Raw genomic sequence first — 17,347 nt, forward strand, 5'->3', positions numbered from 1 at the left:
CGGAAGGAGCGGTCGTCGGGGGGCGTCGTCACGTCAACTCCCGGAGCCGTCATCCGCCGCCGGAGTCACCACCACGTCGTTCGGGGCTGGCGCCGGCCAGTGACTGTCCGCCAGGGCACCGTTCGCGGCCGCCGTCGGCCAGTGACTGTCCGCCAGCACACCGTCCACGGCCACCGACGGCCAGTGACTGTCCGCCAGTACATCGCCCTTCGCCCCGGAGAGGCCGCCCAGCGCTCCGAATGCCACCACGGCGGAGAAGGCGGCGACAAGCACCGAGCGAAGCATTTTGTTACGCATAGTCGGCTTCGTCCTCACTTGAAAGTCCCGTCTTCCCCCGTCGAATAAGACGATGGCTCATTCGGGCACGTCGTGGCCACATAATCGATGCATCATGTTCCTGCACGTTCAGGACCCTGGGGGGTGGAGTTTTGGTGACACATCAGACGAATGCGACACATCCCCACAGTGTGACCCGGCTGTGCGAGGACGGAGGGCGTCTTTACGCGAACGCGCTGCGCATAGGACGTATCGCGCGCGCCGACGTGGAGTCCGCCCCCTGCTTGATGGAACTCTCACTCCTCCAACCCGATCCCGACGACGCGAACTGGCTGCGACCGGTTGCTCCTTCGGTGGCCCTGGCCCAGCGACTCAACCCCATAGAGCGCGAGATCACCGAACGCAGACGTCTCTCGATCGAGCTGAGCGACGCTTTCGAGCCGTTCATGGCTCTCAGTGTCCAAGGAGCGACGCCCACCCACTCCATCACGGTGCTGGAGGGCGGCGACCGCATCAACGCGGCGCTGAACCTGGCGACGGCCCAGTGCCAGAACGAGATGCTCACGATCCAGCCGAGCGACCGCGGCTCCGAGCGCAGCCTCCTCCAGGGACTGGAACGCGACCGGCCACTGATCGAACGTGGTGTGAAGATCCGGACGCTGTATCAGCACACCGCCCGCTACAGTCCCGACAAACTGGCCTACGTCGCACAGCTCTCCGACGGCAAGGTCGAGTACCGCACCATCGACGAACTGGTGGAGCGTCTCATCGTCTGCGACGAGAGCGTCGCCTTCATCCCCACCCGCGACGACCAGCAGGTCGCCCTGGAACTGCGCCACCCGGGACTCGTCCGCTACCTGATCAAGGTCTTCGAGTTCATCTGGGGCCGCGCCGTCCCGCTCACCGCCGGCGCCCCCTACGAGTCCGCCCCCGGCGGCATCACCAACATCCAGCACTCCATCGCCAAACTCCTGGTGGAGGGCCACGTGGACGAGGCCATCGCCCGCCGCCTCGGTATGAACGTCCGCACCTGCCGCGCCCACATCGCCAAGCTGGCCACCTCGCTCGGCAGCGGCAGCCGGGCCCAACTCGGCTATCTCATCGCCCAGTCGGGGATTCTGGACCAGGAGCACTGACCGGCAGGGGCTCCGGGGAGCGCGGCGGCCCGTCGAGCCCCGCCTGCGCGATCCGGACGCCCAACTGCGTACGGCTCGCCGCTCCCAGCGTCTCCGAGAGGCGTGCGATGTGCGCCCGGCAGGTCCGCACGCTGATCCCCAACCGCTCGGCGACCACCGCGTCCTGGTGCCCCTCGGCGAGCAACGCGGCGATCGAGCGCTCGCGATGGGTGATGCCGTCGATGCCGGTCTCCGGGAGCGGGGCGGCGAGCGGGACGGCCAGCCGCCACAGCCGCTCGAAGACCGTCACCAGGTAGTCGACCAGCGCCGGATGCCGCAGCTCCAGCGCGATCGTGCGGTCGTCGTTGGCGGGGATGAACGCCACCTTGCGGTCGAAGAGGATGAGCCGCTCCACCACTTCGTCGAGCGTCCGGGCCTCCGCCGCTCCCCCCATCATCTCCATGTAGTTGTGCAGGCCCTGGCCGTGCCGTGCCACGTGCGTGTACAGGTCCCGCATCCGCACGCCCCGCCTGCGCATCTCCAGCGCCCGGTGCAGACCCTCCGACAACTCGTCCTCGCGCCGGATGCCACCCGGCTGCACCGTCAGCACCTCGCTGGTGCACGCCTCGGTCGCCTCGTCCATCGCGGCGCGGATCCTGGGCAGCCCGTCGAGGACACGGATCGCCACCCCCTCGGCCTGGGCCTGCACGCGGCCGCCGAGCCCGGCGTACCACTCGAACGCCGTCACGGCGTCGCCCAACCGTGCCTGGCTCGCGCTGACCTCCTCGTACACACCCCGGATCAGCCGCGTCATGACCTCCTGCGGCGAGGTCGGCACCAGCCACCCCATGTCGTCGGGGTCCGGGTGCAGCAGCGCCAGCTCGACCAGGCAGGGCACCGCCTCCGCGTCACCGCGCGGCACCCGCCCGCGCCGCACGGCCCGGGAGTACACCCGGTCCCCGGCGTCGCACAGTCGGTCAGCGCCGTGCGGATGCCTGTCCGCCCCGTGCCCGGCCATCTCCCACCCCTGGCTCCAACCTCCGGCTCCAGCAACCTCCGTGATGCGACGCTGCGTACCGTCCACGGCGGAGCACTTCCGCACTGCGGGACCCGTGGCCCGCGTCTTCCGCAGCGCAACTATGCGCGGCCCCGACCGCCATCGCAACACGGGCGCGCCCCCCGCACGCCCCCACTCGCCCCCATACGTCCTGACATTTCCCCACCTCCGCACGGCACTCTGCAACAACATGACGGCGACACCCGCGCCGCCGGAGCCCACACCGGGGCCGCGACCATGGCGCCGTGACCCCGCGCGGGGTCATCGACCCCGGGAGGGACCGGCGGACCGGCGAAGGCGACGGTGAGCTCCCCGGACGGCGTGCGGGACGGCCCGGGGGGCCGCGTGCGGGACGGCGTGTGGGGCTGCGTGCGGGACGGCCCGGGGGACGGCGTGCGGGACGGCCCAGGGGGCCGCGCGCGGGACGGCCCGGGGGGACGGCGTGTGGAACGGCCCGGGGAGCGCACAGCCCGGGGTGCGCGCACGTGCCTGGGTGCCCGCACGGGCCTGGGTGCCCGCACGGGCCTGGGTGCCCGCACGGGCCTGGGTGCCCGCACCGCCCGGGGTCGGCTGCGCGCGGGCCTCCGGAGGCGCAACGCGTGCGCGGCGCGCGTTCAGCCGCGCCCGAGCCCGGTGACCGCCTCCCCCAACACGAAGACCAGGCGGGGCATTCGGGGCGGGTGGTTCCGGTCGTCTCCCGGGAGAGCGACGCCCCCGGCACCGCCCTCACCGCCTCCCGCTCCCGCTCCCGCGAGGGGCTCGCCTCAGGCAGCCGTGGCCCAGCTCCTGAGCAGCGCCTCCCGTGCGGCCCGCCAGGGCGTGACGCCGTCGCCCTCTGCGCTTCCCCACTCCAACAGCCGTGCCACGTCAGCCGTGCCCTCGACGAAGCGGTTCAACAGGTCCAGCGACAGCTCGTACTCGGACTGCACGTAGCCCCCGACGGCCGCCGTGTACACCGTCAGTTCGGCCTTCTCCTCGTCCGTGCCGACGTGGAGTTCGAAAGCGGGCGGTGCCTCACCGCCGCCCGTCGCCACGTCGAGGACCGTGTCCATCACGCTGTTCACCAGCCATCGCGTGCTGGAGCGCACCTGCACGTCGTGCACGGTGACCGCACGCACGTCCCGCCACGCCCAGAAGCCCTTCTGGTCCGTGCCCACGGCCTCCAGGCCCTCGGGAGTGAGCCGCACACCGCGCCCGTTCCCCGCGGGCTCGGCACCCACGTACACACTCTTCTCGGTGATCCAGAACAGGCCGATCATGGCCACGGGCGCCTCCAGTACGAACGCGTCGGACACGGTCTCCCGGTGAGACCCCGGCCTGCCCGGAACGGTTCACCCGGGCCGTGAGAGACGTACGCGCGGGAGCCCCCGGCCAGGGGCTCCCGCGCGTACGGGGCGGGACGGGACGGGCTACTTGATGTGGGCCGCCGCGCAGGCCGTCTTGTACTTGGCCGTGCAGATCTCCGCGGCGGTGTAGATGTCGTCCTGGAGGACCGTCTCCTTGACGTTGTCCTTGGTGAGGGCGACCACGGGCACGAGCTGGGACGGGATCTTCTTGGTCGTGGGGCTGTCGACCTTGTCGCGGGTCAGCGCGTCGAACTCGATCCCGCGGCCCTGGACCTTGGCCACGGCCATCTCGGCGGCGGCGGTCGCCTCCTGCGGGTACGACTTGTAGACGCTCATGTACTGGTCGCCCGCGAGGATCCGCTGCACGGCGTCGAGTTCGGCGTCCTGGCCGGTGACCGGCGGCACGTTGCTGACACCCATGGTCTTCATGGCGTCGATGACCGCGCCCGCGATGCCGTCGTTGGCGGAGTAGACACCGGCGATGTTGTTGATGCCGATGGCCGAGATCGCCTCCACCATGTTTTTCTTGGCGTTGACCGGGTCCCAGTCCTTGGTGTCGTACCTCCGCGCGATCTCGACCTTGCCGTCGAGCACGGACATGGCGCCCGCCTTGAACTGCGCCGCGTTCGGGTCGGTGAGCGAGCCGTTCATCATCACGATCTGCTTCGTGGCGGCGGCGGTGCCCAGCGCCTTCAGCAGTTCCTTGGCCTGCACCTCGCCGACGAGTTCGTTGTCGAAGGAGATGTACGCGTCGATCGGGCCCTGCGCCAGGCGGTCGTAGGCGATGACGGGGATACCCGCGGCCTTGGCCTTGCGCACGCCGCCCGCGATCGCCTTGGAGTCGACCGCGTCCACGAGGAGGACGTCGACCTTGTCGTCCACCAACTCCTGGAGCTGGGCGTTCTGCTTGCTCGCGCTCTGCTCGGCGTTGCGGTAGACGACCTCGCCCTTGCCGTTGGTGAGCTTCTTGACCTGCTCGTCGATGATCGGGTGATCGAACTTCTCGTAACGGGTGTTCCCCTTCTCGGGGAGAAGGAGACCCACCTTGATGTCGTCGCCCTTGGTCGGGCTCGCCTTGGAGTCGCTGCCGCCGATCCCGTCCACGACCCCGCAGCCGGCGAGTGAGACGGCCATCGCGGACGAGGCCAGGGCTATGGCCGTACGACGAAGCCGGGTGTTACGAGTGTTCACATCAGGTGCCTTCCGGGCGAGGTAGCTGCATTGCGACCCAGGTGGCTGAAAGCCAACGCGGCGATCACCTCAGCGTCAAGGAGTAACCACTTAACGAGATGGCAACAGCGTTCTGTGTTCCCCAAGTGAACACGATGGGAAGAGAGTGCACCTCCACTTCCACGTAACGCCTGCGGCCCACCTCGTTCCCACACACCCCGTCAAGGCCGGACAACCCCCGCCCCCGACCTGCGGACTTGAAGGCGGCCGAGCATCACCGCAGCTCCGGACGGACGGCCGCGAGCCCGGCCCGACACGACGTGACGGCCCGCACCGGGGGCGCAGTGATCTGCGTCACCCATGAACCCGCATGTCGCGCGCATCGCACAACTCCGGCCGCAATGACCGTTTATGTCTCGCCCGCCCACAAAGGGCAGTTCACGTGAACGTCGCTTTGTGGGGCACACCGAAGAAAACGGACCGCGGCGTCCGCGGTGCGGACTTGGCCGATTCGGACCCCTCTCGCGACACCCGCGCGACCGGCCCCCACCGCGACGTCACCACCACCCGGGGACGGACCGTCGGCCTCACCGTTCCCGCCGGCAAACCCCTGCCACGTCGATCGCGCCGCACGGCCCCTCCCGCGGACGTCGGGTCCCCCGCGCCTCCGCGGACAACTCGACGGCTCCTCGGACCACTTCGCGCGACGTGCGCGGCCCCGGACGCGGACACGCGAAGGGGCCGGGAGGTGATCCACCTCCCGGCCCCTTCGACGATCGGGAACTACTCCGGCGACCGCTTCGGCCGCCACACCACCAGCGCGCTCGTCTGCTGGACCTCCTGGTACGGGACCAGGTCCCGCCGGTAGGAGGCGTGCACGGCGGCCTCACGCTGCCGCATGGCCGTCGCCGCGCCGTCCAGGGCCGACTCCAGTTCCACGACACGGGACTGGAGCGCGGCGACCTGGTTCTCCAGCTCGATGATGCGTTTGATGCCGGCCAGGTTGATGCCCTCGTCCTGCGACAACTGCTGGACGGTGCGCAGCAGTTCGATGTCGCGGGCCGAGTAGCGCCGGCCGCGTCCCGGCGTGCGGTCCGGGGAGACCAGGCCGAGGCGGTCGTACTGGCGCAGGGTCTGCGGGTGCAGGCCGGAGAGCTGGGCCGCCACCGAGATGACGTAGACCGGGGTCTCCTCGGTCAGTTCATAGGGGTTTCGACGACGGCCGTCCATCTGCTCATGCTCCCTTCGCGGCCTGGAACAGCTCCGCACGCGGGTCCTCGTCCGCGGTTGCCTCGCGATACGCCTCCAGGGCGTCACGCGCCTTGCCCGACACGTCCGTGGGGACCGCGACCTCGACGGTGACGAGGAGGTCGCCGCGGGTGCCGTCCTTGCGGACCGCGCCCTTGCCGCGGGCCCGCATCGTACGGCCGTTGGGCGTGCCCGGGGGCAGTTTCAGGGTGACCGGGGGACCGCCCAGGGTCGGTACCCGCACCTCGCCGCCGAGGGCCGCCTCCGCGAAGGTGACGGGCACGGCGACGGTGAGGTTGTCGCCCTTGCGGCCGAAGACCGGGTGGGCGTCCACATGGACCGTGACGTACAGGTCACCGGCCGGGCCGCCCCGTTCGCCGGGCCCGCCCTTGCCGCGCAGCCGGATCCGCTGCGAGTCGGTGACGCCCGCCGGGATGCGGACCTGCATCGTGCGGGACGACTTGGCCCGACCGCTGCCCGAGCACTCCATGCAGGGGTGCTCGGCGATCAGACCGCGGCCCTTGCAGTCCGGGCAGGGGTCCGTCAGCGAGAACCCGCCGCCGGAGCCCCGCGCCACCTGGCCGGTGCCGACGCAGGTCGGGCACACACGCGGTGTGCCGTTCTTGTCGCCGGTGCCCGAACATGCCTTGCAGGGCGCCTGGGACGTCATCCGCAGCGGGACCGTCGCGCCGTCCACCGCCTCGGTGAAGCTCAGCGTCACCTCGGTGTCGATGTCCTGGCCGCGCCGGGGCTGGGTCCGGGCGCCGGTGCCCGCGCCGCCGCGGTTGAAAAGGCCCCCGAAGACGTCGCCTATGCCGCCGCCGAAGCCGCCGGTCCCGCCGCCCGCTCCGCCCTGGGCGCCGCCTCCGAAGAGGTCGCCCAGGTCGAAGTTGAAGTTGCCGCCGCCCGCCCCGGGCCCCGGACGGAAGCCGCCGTTGCCGAAGAGGGCGCGCGCCTCGTCGTACTCCTTGCGCTTCTTGGCGTCCCCGAGGATGTCGTTCGCCTCGGAGATCTCCTTGAAGCGCTCCTCGGCCTTGGCGTTGCCCTTGTTGGCGTCCGGGTGGAACTCGCGGGCGAGCTTCCGGTACGCCTTCTTGATCTCGGCCTCGGTGGCGTCCTTGGGGACGCCGAGGACCTTGTAGTAGTCCTTCTCGATGAAGTCCTTGGTGCTCATCCTCGACGTCCCTCCTTCCTCATCGTGTCAACGTCAGCCCTCGTCCGGGCCACCGTTCTCCTTGTCCTCGGCCGCCTCAGCCGTCGTGTCGTCGGACTTGACGGACTGTGCGCCGGGCTGCGGCTCGGCGACCGCCACCCGCGCGGGGCGGATGGTGCGCTCGCCGAAGCGATACCCGGGCTGGAGAATCGCCACGCACGTCGTCTCCGTGACGTCCGGCGCGTACGAGTGCATCAGGGCCTCGTGGATCATCGGGTCGAAGGGCTCGCCCTCCTTGCCGAACTGCTGAAGCCCCATCTTCGCCGCGACGGTCTCCAGCGACTCGGCCACCGACTTGAAACCGCCGACCAGTTCACCGTGTTCCCGCGCGCGGCCGATGTCGTCGAGGACGGGCAGGAGCTCGGTCAGGAGGCTCGAGACGGCGAGCTCCTTGACCGCGATCCGGTCGCGCTCGACCCGGCGGCGGTAGTTCTGGTACTCGGCCTGGAGCCGCTGGAGGTCCGCGGTGCGCTCACCGAGCGCCGTACGTACCTGGTCCAGCTGGGCCGTCAGACCGGCGGTCTGTGCTGCGGCTGATGCGTCCCCGGCCGGGGACGCCCCCTCCGCGGAGGGGGCGTCCTTCGGCTCGGCGTCTTCAGGGGTGGCGCCGGAGGGGACGTCAGGCTTCTCTTCGAAACCCGGGGTCTCCTCCGTCACGCGGCACCGTCCTTGCGGTCCTCGTCGACGATCTCGGCGTCCACGACGTCGTCGTCGGCCCTGGCCTGCTCGGCACCCTCGGCGCCACCGCCGGCCTGCGCGGCCTGGGCGTCGGCGTACATGGCCTGGCCCAGCTTCTGCGAGACGGCGGCGACCTTCTCGGTGGCCGTACGGATCTCGGCGGTGTCCTCGCCCTTGAGCGCGGCCTTCAGCTCCTCGACGGACGCCTCGACCTCGGTCTTGACGTCACCGGGGACCTTGTCCTCGTTGTCCTTGAGGAACTTCTCCGTCTGGTAGACGAGCTGCTCGCCCTGGTTGCGGGTCTCGGCGGCCTCGCGGCGGGCGTGGTCCTCCTCCGCGTACTTCTCGGCCTCTTCGCGCATCCGGTTGACCTCGTCCTTCGGCAGCGAGGAGCCGCCGGTGACGGTCATCTTCTGCTCCTTGCCCGTGCCCAGGTCCTTCGCGGTCACGTGCATGATGCCGTTGGCGTCGATGTCGAAGGCGACCTCGATCTGCGGGACGCCGCGGGGCGCCGGCGGCAGACCGGTCAGCTCGAACATCCCGAGCTTCTTGTTGTACGCCGCGATCTCGCGCTCGCCCTGGTAGACCTGGATCTGCACGGACGGCTGGTTGTCCTCGGCCGTCGTGAAGATCTCGGAACGCTTGGTCGGGATCGTGGTGTTGCGCTCGATGAGCTTCGTCATGATCCCTCCCTTGGTCTCGATGCCGAGGGACAGCGGGGTCACGTCGAGGAGCAGGACGTCCTTGACCTCACCCTTGAGGACACCGGCCTGCAGGGCGGCGCCGATGGCGACGACCTCGTCCGGGTTGACACCCTTGTTGGCCTCGTTGCCGCCGGTGAGCTCCTTGACGAGCTCGGCCACGGCCGGCATACGGGTGGAGCCACCGACGAGAACGACGTGGTCGATCTCGGACAGGTTGATGCCCGCGTCCTTGATGACGTTGTGGAACGGCGTCTTGCAGCGCTCCAGAAGGTCGGCCGTGAGCTGCTGGAACTGGGCGCGCGTGAGCTTCTCGTCCAGGTGCAGCGGGCCCTCGGCGGACGCCGTGATGTAGGGCAGGTTGATCGAGGTCTCGGTGGACGAGGACAGCTCGATCTTGGCCTTCTCCGCGGCCTCACGGAGGCGCTGGAGGGCCATCTTGTCCTTGGCGAGGTCCACACCGTGACCGGACTTGAACTGCTGCACCAGGTAGTCGACGACCCGCTGGTCCCAGTCGTCACCACCGAGGTGGTTGTCGCCGTTCGTGGCCTTCACCTCGACGACGCCGTCGCCGATCTCCAGGAGGGACACGTCGAAGGTGCCGCCACCGAGGTCGAAGACGAGGATCGTCTGGTCGTCCTTGTCCAGGCCGTACGCGAGCGCGGCGGCCGTGGGCTCGTTGACGATACGCAGGACGTTCAGGCCCGCGATCTCGCCGGCCTCCTTCGTCGCCTGACGCTCGGAGTCGTTGAAGTACGCCGGAACGGTGATGACCGCGTCCGTGACCTTCTCACCCAGGTACGCCTCGGCGTCGCGCTTCAGCTTCTGCAGGATGAAGGCGCTCATCTGCTGCGGGTTGAAGTGCTTCCCGTCGAGCTCGATCTTCCAGTCCGTACCCATGTGACGCTTCACCGAGCGGATGGTCCGGTCCACGTTCGTGACCGCCTGGCGCTTGGCGACCTCGCCGACGAGCACCTCACCGTTCTTGGCGAAGGCGACGACGGACGGCGTGGTCCTGGCACCCTCGGCGTTGGTGATGACGGTGGGCTCGCCGCCCTCCAGAACGCTGACGACGGAGTTAGTCGTGCCCAGGTCGATGCCGACCGCACGTGCCATTTCAATTCCTCCAGCAATGACTTGAGTGGAACGGACTCAAGTGTGCACGACGTCCCGCTCCCGGTCAACAGAGCTGAGTCGAGGGGGCTCAAGTCTTATCTGTTCCTTACACGCAGGTGGGCGCCGACCTGCGGCTTTCCCGAGAGGCTCGCCCCGTAAGCGGGAACACGAAGGAGTACCAGGACCATCCCGGCGGCGCCGCCCGCCACCCACAGGGCCGCCGTCGCCCCCACCCACCCCAGGTCGATCAGCATGCCGACGAGTGCACCCGCGAAGCCGGTGATCCCGGCGAGGACCGCGGCACCCTGCGCCGTGACACCGAGGTGCCGCAGCCGGTGGCCGAGATGGTCGGGAGCGCCGCTCAGCAGCGGACGCCCGGCCCGCTGCCGCGACACCAGCACCAGCACCGCGTCGGCGGTCACCACCGCCGTCAGCGCGAACACGGCCCCCACGCTCGGCCCGGCCCCCCGGCCGGCGTGCACCAGCACCGCGGCCGAGGCCAGCACGAACCCGGCGAACAGGCCGCCACAGCGCCCCGGCACGATCCGGGCGGGCGGCCAGCCGTGCATCAGGAACCCGGTCAGCGCGGCGGCCAGCACGCTCAGCAGCGTCGCCAGCCCGTCCATGACCTCGGCGGCCGCGCACCCGCTCAGGGCGAAGGCGGTCACCACGGCGACCGTCCCCATCACTCCGTCGGCGTGATCGAGGGAGGTGAATGCGTGCGTGACGAGGACGACCCATCCGACGGCCAGGAACCCCAAGGGCGGTCCCAGTTCGTCGAACGGCACGGTCAGCGCGGCCGCGGTGGTGACGGCGGCCGTCCGCACCGGGAGCGGTACGGGTCTCAGGTCGGCGACCAGGCCGAGGGCACCGACCACCATCCCGGCCACCAGCAGCCGCCCGGCCGCGGGGCCGAGCGGGGCCACGTCCGTCCAGTCGCCGGCCCCGGCGACGAACGCCGTCGCCACGATCACCGCCGGCCCGCCGAGCAGCGCGACCATGCGCCCCCGCCGCCGCTCCACCGCGCCGAGGCGCAGGGCGAGCGTCCGCAGCAGCGCGGCGAGCAGGGCGGCGAGGGACAGGGCGGCGATGGCAGCGGCGATTCCGTACAGCACAGCGCCAACTTAGGGTTGAATGTCTTAAATGTGCAGCAGATAACACGATCGGGTTTACGTGTCGGCCCCGCGACCCCGGGAAGAGACACCCCCGTCAGGCGACCCTCAGCGACGCAGATCACCGCACCCCTGACTACAGTGCGGCGCAAGAAGTGGGTAGTCTCAGACGGACTGCATAAGTTACCGCTTAGTAATCACACAAAGCCCCACCTCGCAGGCCCGAGGAGCCCCCAATGCAACTCGCCGCGATCATTGTGTCGCTGACCCTGACCGTGGTCGGCGTTGCGCTCATCGCCCGAGCCGTCGCGCAGATCTACCGGTTCATCAAGCTCGGCCAGCCCCTCCCGGCCGGATCCAGGACCGACGCCTGGAAGGCCCGCAGCATCACGCTGGCCAAGGAGTTCGTCGGCCACACCCGGATGAACCGGTGGGGGATCGTCGGTGTCGCGCACTGGTTCGTCGCCGTCGGCTTCCTGACCCTCGGCCTGACGATCGTCACGGCCTACGGTCAGCTGTTCAAGGCCGACTGGACGCTGCCCGTCCTCGGCGACTGGCTGCCGTACGAGCTGTACACCGAGTTCATCGCGCTGTTCACGACGCTCGGCATCCTCGTACTGATCGCGATCCGGCAGCTCAACCGGCCGTCGAAGCCGGGCCGCAAGTCGCGCTTCGCGGGCTCCAAGACCGGCCAGGCCTACTTCGTCGAGGCCGTCATCCTCGTCATCGGCCTCGCCATCATGACCCTGCGCGGTCTGGAGGGCGCGATCCACGGCGTCCACCACTACGAGGCCGCGTACTGGGCGTCGTACCCCCTGGTCGCCGCCTTCAAGGGCCTGAGCCTCGGCACCCTGCAGAACCTGGTCTACCTGACCGCCATGATCAAGCTCGGCGTCACCATGGGCTGGGCGATCACGGTCGGCCTCAACACCAACATGGGTGTCGCCTGGCACCGCTTCCTCGCCTTCCCGAACATCTGGTTCAAGCGGAACGCGGACGGCGCGACCGCGCTGGGCGGCCTGCTCCCGATGACCTCCGGCGGCAAGGACATCGACTTCACCGACCCCGGCGAGGACGACGTCTTCGGCGTCTCCCAGGTCGAGCAGTTCTCCTGGAAGGGCCTGCTGGACTTCTCCACCTGCACCGAGTGCGGCCGCTGCCAGTCGCAGTGCCCCGCCTGGAACACCGGCAAGCCGCTCTCCCCCAAGCTGCTGATCATGTCCCTCCGGGATCACGCGCACGCCAAGGCCCCCTACCTGCTCGCGGGCGGCGGCAAGGACATGGAGGGCAACGAGAAGGCCTCGGCCGAGGCCCTCGCGGACGTGCCCGCCGCGGCGCTGGCGGAGGCCGAACGGCCTCTCATCGGCACCGTCGAGGAGAACGGCGTCATCGACCCCGACGTCCTGTGGTCCTGCACCACCTGCGGCGCCTGCGTCGAGCAGTGCCCCGTCGACATCGAGCACATCGACCACATCGTCGACATGCGCCGCTACCAGGTGATGATCGAGAGCGCCTTCCCGTCCGAGGCGGGCACGATGCTCAAGAACCTGGAGAAGAAGGGCAACCCCTGGGGCCTGGCCAAGAAGCAGCGGCTGGAGTGGACCAAGGAGGTCGACTTCGAGATCCCCGTCGTCGGCCGCGACATCGAGGACCTCACCGAGGTCGAGTACCTGTACTGGGTCGGCTGCGCCGGCGCGCTGGAAGACCGCGCCAAGAAGACCACGAAGGCCTTCGCGGAACTGCTCCACATGGCGGGCGTCAAGTTCGCGATCATGGGCGGCGACGAGAAGTGCACCGGTGACTCCGCCCGGCGCCTCGGCAACGAGCCCCTGTTCCAGGAACTCGGCATGGAGAACGTGGCCGCGCTGAACATGGCGTTCGGCGAGGAGACGGACGACGAGGGCAACACCACCCCCGAGTCGAAGAAGCCGAAGTCGGCGAAGAAGATCGTCGCCACCTGCCCGCACTGCCTCAACACGATCGGCAACGAGTACCCGCAACTCGGCGGCGACTACGAGGTCATCCACCACACCCAGCTGCTCCAGCACCTCATCGACGAGGGCAAGCTGCTCCCGGTCACCCCGGTCGAGGGTCTGATCACGTACCACGACCCCTGCTACCTGGGCCGCCACAACAAGATCTACACGCCGCCGCGCGAGATCATGTCCGCCGTCCCGGGCCTGCGCCAGCAGGAGATGCACCGCCACAAGGAGCGCGGCTTCTGCTGCGGCGCCGGTGGTGCGCGGATGTGGATGGAGGAGCGGATCGGCAAGCGCATCAACAACGAGCGTGTCGACGAGGCGCTCTCCCTCAACCCGGACATCGTCTCCACCGCCTGCCCGTTCTGCCTCGTCATGCTGACCGACTCGGTCAACGGCAAGAAGAACGACGGCAAGGCCAAGGAGTCCATCCAGGTCGTCGACGTCGCACAGCTGCTGCTCGACTCCGTCAGGACGCCGGTCGATCCGGCGGGGGCCGCGGAGGCCGAGAGCGAGCCGGAGCCCGAACCGGTGAAGTAGACCGCGCACGCCCCGCGAACGCCGGAGGAGCTGATGACAGCACCTCCGGCGTTCCGCGTTCTCCCCGGCTCCTCCGCGTCCGGACTCCCTGGAGATCAACACAGCGGATGAACGGGCGCCTACGTGAGCGGCCGCGACGGCCACGGCCGCCGACTCCACGGTCGTCCCGGCGGCCGACTTCAACGGCGACGGCATCGGCGACGTCGCCTTCTCCGCCGAGGGCTACTACGTGCCCGGCACGGCGAACGGCCTGAGCGTGTCCGCCGCCAAGGCCCTGAAGGCCGGCATCATCACGGCCGTCGGCGACATCAACGGCGACGGCTTCGGCGACATCGTCAGCGGCGCGCCCTGGGACAACACCAAGCTCAGCGACGGCACGACCCCTCCGGACTCCGCGTACGGCGGCAAGGTGAACATCACCTACGGTTCCGCGTCCGGCCCTGCCGGGACCGCCGGGATCAGCCAAAACACCGGCAGTGTGCCCGGCACCGCGGAGAAGAACGACAGCTTCGGCTACGAGCTGGATCTCGGCGACATCAACCACGACGGCTACCAGGACCTCGTCGTCAGCACCGCGTACGAGGACCTCGACGGGCACGCGGACGCCGGCATGGTCACCGTCCTGTACGGCTCCGCGCACGGCGTCAACACCTCTTCCGGCGCCCAGGCCTTCGCGCAGAGCACTCCGGGTGTCCCGGGCAACGACGAGAAGGGCGACCTCTTCGGCCTGGACGTGAAGCTCGACGACGTGACCGGCGACGGCAGGGCCGACCTTCTGGTGGGCTCGTACGAGAACGCGGGCGACGGCACGATCACCTACCTGCCCTCCAACGGCACGAAGATCACCACGACCGGCTCCCGCTCCGTCTGGCCGGCCGACGCGGGCGTCTCGACCACGGGCACCCCGGCCTTCGGCGCCAATTTCGCGGACTGAGTCCGATTCCGACGCAGGCGCCTTCCTCCGGAGGGCGCTCTCCGGCGGAGAACGCGTGGCCGTACGGCCGGCCGCGTGGCATGGGCGCGTACGGCTCGCGTGACATGAGCCGTAGGGCCCGCGCGCCATGGCTCGTAGGGCCTGCACGCCATGGCTCGTAGGCCGGCGTGACTCGTACGGCCCATGCGGATGGCACCGATCGCACCGCACGCGACGCCACGCGACTCGGGCCGGGCCGGCACCTGCGGGCCCGGCCCGAGCTCCGCCGCCTCCAGCCCCGCCGGACATCCCTCACAAGGCCCCCATACAACCCCCGGACAACCCCCATTCGGCCCTTGTGCGGCCCCTTAGGGGATGTCACAGCTCGGACCCAAAGGCCGCCGCATGGGCCCGCGCCCGGCACGTCACTGTGCGGGACCAGGTACGTTCGATTACGTGGCTGGATTCAGGATCGGGCGGGGCCGGGACAACCGGGCCCCGCAAGCGCGACCGCAACAACACCAACCGTCGTACGGGCAGCAGGCACCGCAGGGAGGCCGGGAGCCGTACGGCTACCCGCCCGCGCCCTCGCAGCAGCAGCCGTACGGGGGTCAGCCCTACGGCGGCAACCAGCAGCCCTACGGTCATGGCCGGCAGGACGGCGGCCGACAGGGCGGCTGGCCCCAGGCCGGCGGCCCCGGCGGCGGTGAGCCGGAGTACTTCGGCGACGGACACCCGCAGCAGGGCCCGGACCCGTACGCGGCGAACAGCCCCGGCCACACCCAGGCGTTCTCGGTCGGCGAGGACCCGTACAGCCAGGGCGAGACCTACCGCGCGGGCCAGGCGGCGGCCCCGCCCGTGGGCCCCCGGCTGCACTGGAAGGACCTGCTGAGGGGCATCGTCCTCAGCCCCAAGCAGACGTTCCTGCAGATGCGCGACTACACGATGTGGGCTCCGGCCCTGATCGTGACGTTCCTCTACGGCCTGCTGGCGGTCTTCGGCTTCGACGGTGCCCGCCAGGACGTCATCAACGCCACGCTCCCCAACGCCGTCCCGATCGTCCTGACGACGGCTGTGGCGATCGTCATCAGCACGTTCATCCTGGGCGTGGTGACCCACACCCTGGCCCGCCAGCTCGGCGGCGACGGCGCCTGGCAGCCGACGGTCGGCCTCTCCATGCTGATCATGTCCATCACGGACACTCCGCGCCTGGTCGTCGCCATGTTCTTCGGCGGCGACGCGTCCTTCGTCCAGCTCCTCGGCTGGGTGACCTGGGTGGGGGCGGGCGCCCTGCTCACCCTCATGGTCAGCAGGTCCCACGACCTGCCCTGGCCCAAGGCCCTGGCCGCGTCGGCGATCCAGCTGATCGCGATCCTGTCGATCATCAAGCTGGGCACGTTCTGACGGACGATCCTCGGCGGGCACGCCACGCTACGCACGATAAGGGGCTTCTCCCAGGCCACACGGCACGGGAGGGGCCCCTTTTCCGTCACCCTCGTCGCGGCTCGACGGGCCGCGTGAGCCGAGGGGACGGGGGCTCCTCTCGGCTCTGGGCATCACACGACTCTCCGACTTCCAGGTCTGTTGTCCGACGGAGCAGGTCGGGCAGGGAAACACCTCCGTCGATCAGAACGTCGACTGCAATCAGAGACACGCTCCTGTGGCAACCTCGCCCTCGGCCGGGGCAGGCACGTGAAAGTCCGGAGGTCGGGTGACTTTATCCACCCGACCTCCGGACTTCGAAAGTCAGCCGTTGTTGTTGTTATTGTTGTTGTTCCCGCCTCCACCGTTGTTGTTGTTATTGTTGTTGTTGTTCCCGCCTCCACCGTTGTTGTTATTGTTATTGTTGTTGTTCCCTCCGCCTCCGTTGTTGTTATTGTTGTTGTTGTTGTTCCCACCTCCACCGTTGTTGTTGTTGTTATTGTTGTTGTTCCCGCCTCCGCCGTTGTTGTTGTTATTGTTGTTGTTGTTGGCTCGGCCTCCGTTGTTGTTGTTGTTATTGTTGTTGTTCCCGCCTCCGCCGTTGTTGTTGTTATTGTTGTTGTTGTTGGCTCGGCCTCCGCCGTTGTTGTTGTTATTGTTGTTGTTGTTGGCTCGGCCTCCGTTGTTGTTGTTGTTGTTATTGTTGTTGTTCCCGCCTCCGCCGTTGTTGTTGTTATTGTTGTTGTTGTTGTTGTTGTTGGCTCGGCCTCCGTTGTTGTTGTTATTGTTGTTGTTCCCGCCTCCGCCGTTGTTGTTGTTATTGTTGTTGTTGTTGTTGGCTCGGCCTCCGTTGTTGTTGTTGTTATTGTTGTTGTTCCCGCCCCGACGGTTGTTGTTGTTGTTGTTATTGTTGTTGTTGTTTCCGCCCCGTCGGTTGTTGTTGTTATTGTTGTTGTTGTTGTCGCTCGGCGCCGTCGCGTGAGTTCCTGTAGGCGCCGGAGCGGCGAAGGCGGCAGAGGGCAGCGTTGCACCTCCCGCAGCCAGAGCAACCGAAGCAGTCAGCATTGCCGCGCGCTTTGCGATCTTGTTGAGCATGATGATCCCTTTCCAATGCGTGTGGGTTTTCCGATTTGCAGCTCCATTGGATTACGGAAGTAATTCTCCGTAATATGCGCCGCCAGCCAAACAGGCCAGTCATGGCACTCGCACCACTCCGCGCTCCGGAATCTCATGGATCGACAGACGCCGGCAACATTCGCCTTGCGTGTTGTGGCCGGATTCACTGCCGGAGATATTTCGGAGGGGCGGTCGCGCCATATTCTCGGCGCTGGTCGATTTTAGCCGCGAACCGGTAGACCCGGTTTCTGGAACTCCTAGGCCAGCATGCTCCGCGGCAGTCGGTGGCACATCGGGTGAACACCCCAACTTCCACCTCCGCACACCCCACATCCCACCCCGGCA

General features: G+C 68.7%; 13 protein-coding genes and 1 pseudogene. 5 read left to right on the forward strand and 9 right to left on the reverse strand.

Going from position 1 to position 17,347, the window contains the following annotated elements:
• Window positions 1-33 precede the first annotated feature (33 nt).
• Window positions 34-285 carry a hypothetical protein gene (locus tag ACFVTC_RS24390; protein WP_390130286.1) on the reverse strand — a complete coding sequence of 84 codons (252 nt, stop codon included), beginning with the start codon at window positions 283-285 and terminating at the stop codon, window positions 34-36.
• Between the two features lie 143 nt (window positions 286-428).
• Here ACFVTC_RS24390 and ACFVTC_RS24395 point away from each other — a divergent pair, with 143 nt between their 5' ends.
• Complete coding sequence (locus tag ACFVTC_RS24395; protein ID WP_390130288.1) at window positions 429-1,412, forward strand: helix-turn-helix transcriptional regulator; 984 nt, start codon at window positions 429-431, stop codon at window positions 1,410-1,412.
• On the opposite strand, the gene ACFVTC_RS24400 is transcribed toward ACFVTC_RS24395, so the two are convergent.
• The 8 genes from ACFVTC_RS24400 to ACFVTC_RS24435 all read right to left on the reverse strand — a co-directional run bounded on the left by ACFVTC_RS24400 (window position 1,375) and on the right by ACFVTC_RS24435 (window position 11,035).
• A complete protein-coding gene (locus ACFVTC_RS24400; RefSeq protein WP_390130291.1) occupies window positions 1,375-2,409 on the reverse strand; it encodes a LuxR C-terminal-related transcriptional regulator in 1,035 nt (344 codons plus the stop codon). The two genes, ACFVTC_RS24395 and ACFVTC_RS24400, sit on opposite strands and share 38 nt — an antisense overlap.
• An 803-nt stretch (window positions 2,410-3,212) precedes the next feature.
• Window positions 3,213-3,743 carry a hypothetical protein gene (locus ACFVTC_RS24405; RefSeq protein WP_390130293.1) on the reverse strand — a complete coding sequence of 177 codons (531 nt, stop codon included), beginning with the start codon at window positions 3,741-3,743 and terminating at the stop codon, window positions 3,213-3,215.
• Window positions 3,744-3,857: 114 nt separating this feature from the next.
• Window positions 3,858-4,928, reverse strand: coding sequence for a sugar ABC transporter substrate-binding protein (locus ACFVTC_RS24410; RefSeq protein WP_390130547.1), 1,071 nt, complete (start codon window positions 4,926-4,928; stop codon window positions 3,858-3,860).
• A gap of 819 nt (window positions 4,929-5,747) precedes the next feature.
• Window positions 5,748-6,194, reverse strand: coding sequence for a heat shock protein transcriptional repressor HspR (locus ACFVTC_RS24415; protein ID WP_390130296.1), 447 nt, complete (start codon window positions 6,192-6,194; stop codon window positions 5,748-5,750).
• A gap of 4 nt (window positions 6,195-6,198) precedes the next feature.
• Complete coding sequence (gene dnaJ, locus ACFVTC_RS24420) at window positions 6,199-7,386, reverse strand: molecular chaperone DnaJ (protein WP_390130299.1); 1,188 nt, start codon at window positions 7,384-7,386, stop codon at window positions 6,199-6,201.
• Between the two features lie 33 nt (window positions 7,387-7,419).
• The gene (gene grpE / locus ACFVTC_RS24425; protein WP_390130302.1) at window positions 7,420-8,082 is read right to left on the reverse strand and encodes a nucleotide exchange factor GrpE; all 663 of its coding nucleotides are present in this window, start codon (window positions 8,080-8,082) and stop codon (window positions 7,420-7,422) included.
• On the reverse strand, window positions 8,079-9,920 hold the full coding sequence (gene dnaK / locus ACFVTC_RS24430; RefSeq protein WP_390130304.1) for a molecular chaperone DnaK: 1,842 nt from the start codon (window positions 9,918-9,920) through the stop codon (window positions 8,079-8,081). Before dnaK ends, grpE begins: the two co-directional genes overlap by 4 nt.
• A 95-nt stretch (window positions 9,921-10,015) precedes the next feature.
• Window positions 10,016-11,035 carry an MraY family glycosyltransferase gene (locus ACFVTC_RS24435; RefSeq protein WP_390130305.1) on the reverse strand — a complete coding sequence of 340 codons (1,020 nt, stop codon included), beginning with the start codon at window positions 11,033-11,035 and terminating at the stop codon, window positions 10,016-10,018.
• 233 nt (window positions 11,036-11,268) lie between these two features.
• Here ACFVTC_RS24435 and ACFVTC_RS24440 point away from each other — a divergent pair, with 233 nt between their 5' ends.
• The 4 genes and pseudogenes from ACFVTC_RS24440 (at window position 11,269) to ACFVTC_RS24455 (ending at window position 17,044) form a co-directional block, all read left to right on the forward strand.
• The gene (locus ACFVTC_RS24440; RefSeq protein ID WP_390130307.1) at window positions 11,269-13,551 is read left to right on the forward strand and encodes a (Fe-S)-binding protein; all 2,283 of its coding nucleotides are present in this window, start codon (window positions 11,269-11,271) and stop codon (window positions 13,549-13,551) included.
• A gap of 169 nt (window positions 13,552-13,720) precedes the next feature.
• Window positions 13,721-14,485, forward strand: a pseudogene (locus ACFVTC_RS24445) (FG-GAP repeat protein); the annotation flags it as partial.
• A 354-nt stretch (window positions 14,486-14,839) separates the two neighbouring features.
• Complete coding sequence (locus ACFVTC_RS24450) at window positions 14,840-15,868, forward strand: YIP1 family protein (RefSeq protein ID WP_390130308.1); 1,029 nt, start codon at window positions 14,840-14,842, stop codon at window positions 15,866-15,868.
• Window positions 15,869-16,156: 288 nt separating this feature from the next.
• The gene (locus ACFVTC_RS24455; RefSeq protein ID WP_390130310.1) at window positions 16,157-17,044 is read left to right on the forward strand and encodes a hypothetical protein; all 888 of its coding nucleotides are present in this window, start codon (window positions 16,157-16,159) and stop codon (window positions 17,042-17,044) included.
• Window positions 17,045-17,347 lie beyond the last annotated feature (303 nt).

This window comes from Streptomyces sp. NPDC057950 (assembly GCF_042887295.1).
Lineage (GTDB): Bacteria > Actinomycetota > Actinomycetes > Streptomycetales > Streptomycetaceae > Streptomyces > Streptomyces kaempferi.

Excerpts from the sequence above, each read along its gene's own strand:
- ACFVTC_RS24390 (WP_390130286.1), bottom strand. The coding sequence starts at position 285 with ATGCTTCGCTCGGTGCTTGTCGCCGCCTTCTCCGCCGTGGTGGCATTC.
- ACFVTC_RS24400 (WP_390130291.1), bottom strand. The coding sequence starts at position 2,409 with ATGGCCGGGCACGGGGCGGACAGGCATCCGCACGGCGCTGACCGACTG.
- ACFVTC_RS24410 (WP_390130547.1), bottom strand. The coding sequence starts at position 4,928 with ATGGCCGTCTCACTCGCCGGCTGCGGGGTCGTGGACGGGATCGGCGGC.
- ACFVTC_RS24415 (WP_390130296.1), bottom strand. The coding sequence starts at position 6,194 with ATGGACGGCCGTCGTCGAAACCCCTATGAACTGACCGAGGAGACCCCG.
- dnaJ (WP_390130299.1), bottom strand. The coding sequence starts at position 7,386 with ATGAGCACCAAGGACTTCATCGAGAAGGACTACTACAAGGTCCTCGGC.
- dnaK (WP_390130304.1), bottom strand. The coding sequence starts at position 9,920 with ATGGCACGTGCGGTCGGCATCGACCTGGGCACGACTAACTCCGTCGTC.
- ACFVTC_RS24440 (WP_390130307.1), top strand. The coding sequence starts at position 11,269 with ATGCAACTCGCCGCGATCATTGTGTCGCTGACCCTGACCGTGGTCGGC.
- ACFVTC_RS24450 (WP_390130308.1), top strand. The coding sequence starts at position 14,840 with ATGTCACAGCTCGGACCCAAAGGCCGCCGCATGGGCCCGCGCCCGGCA.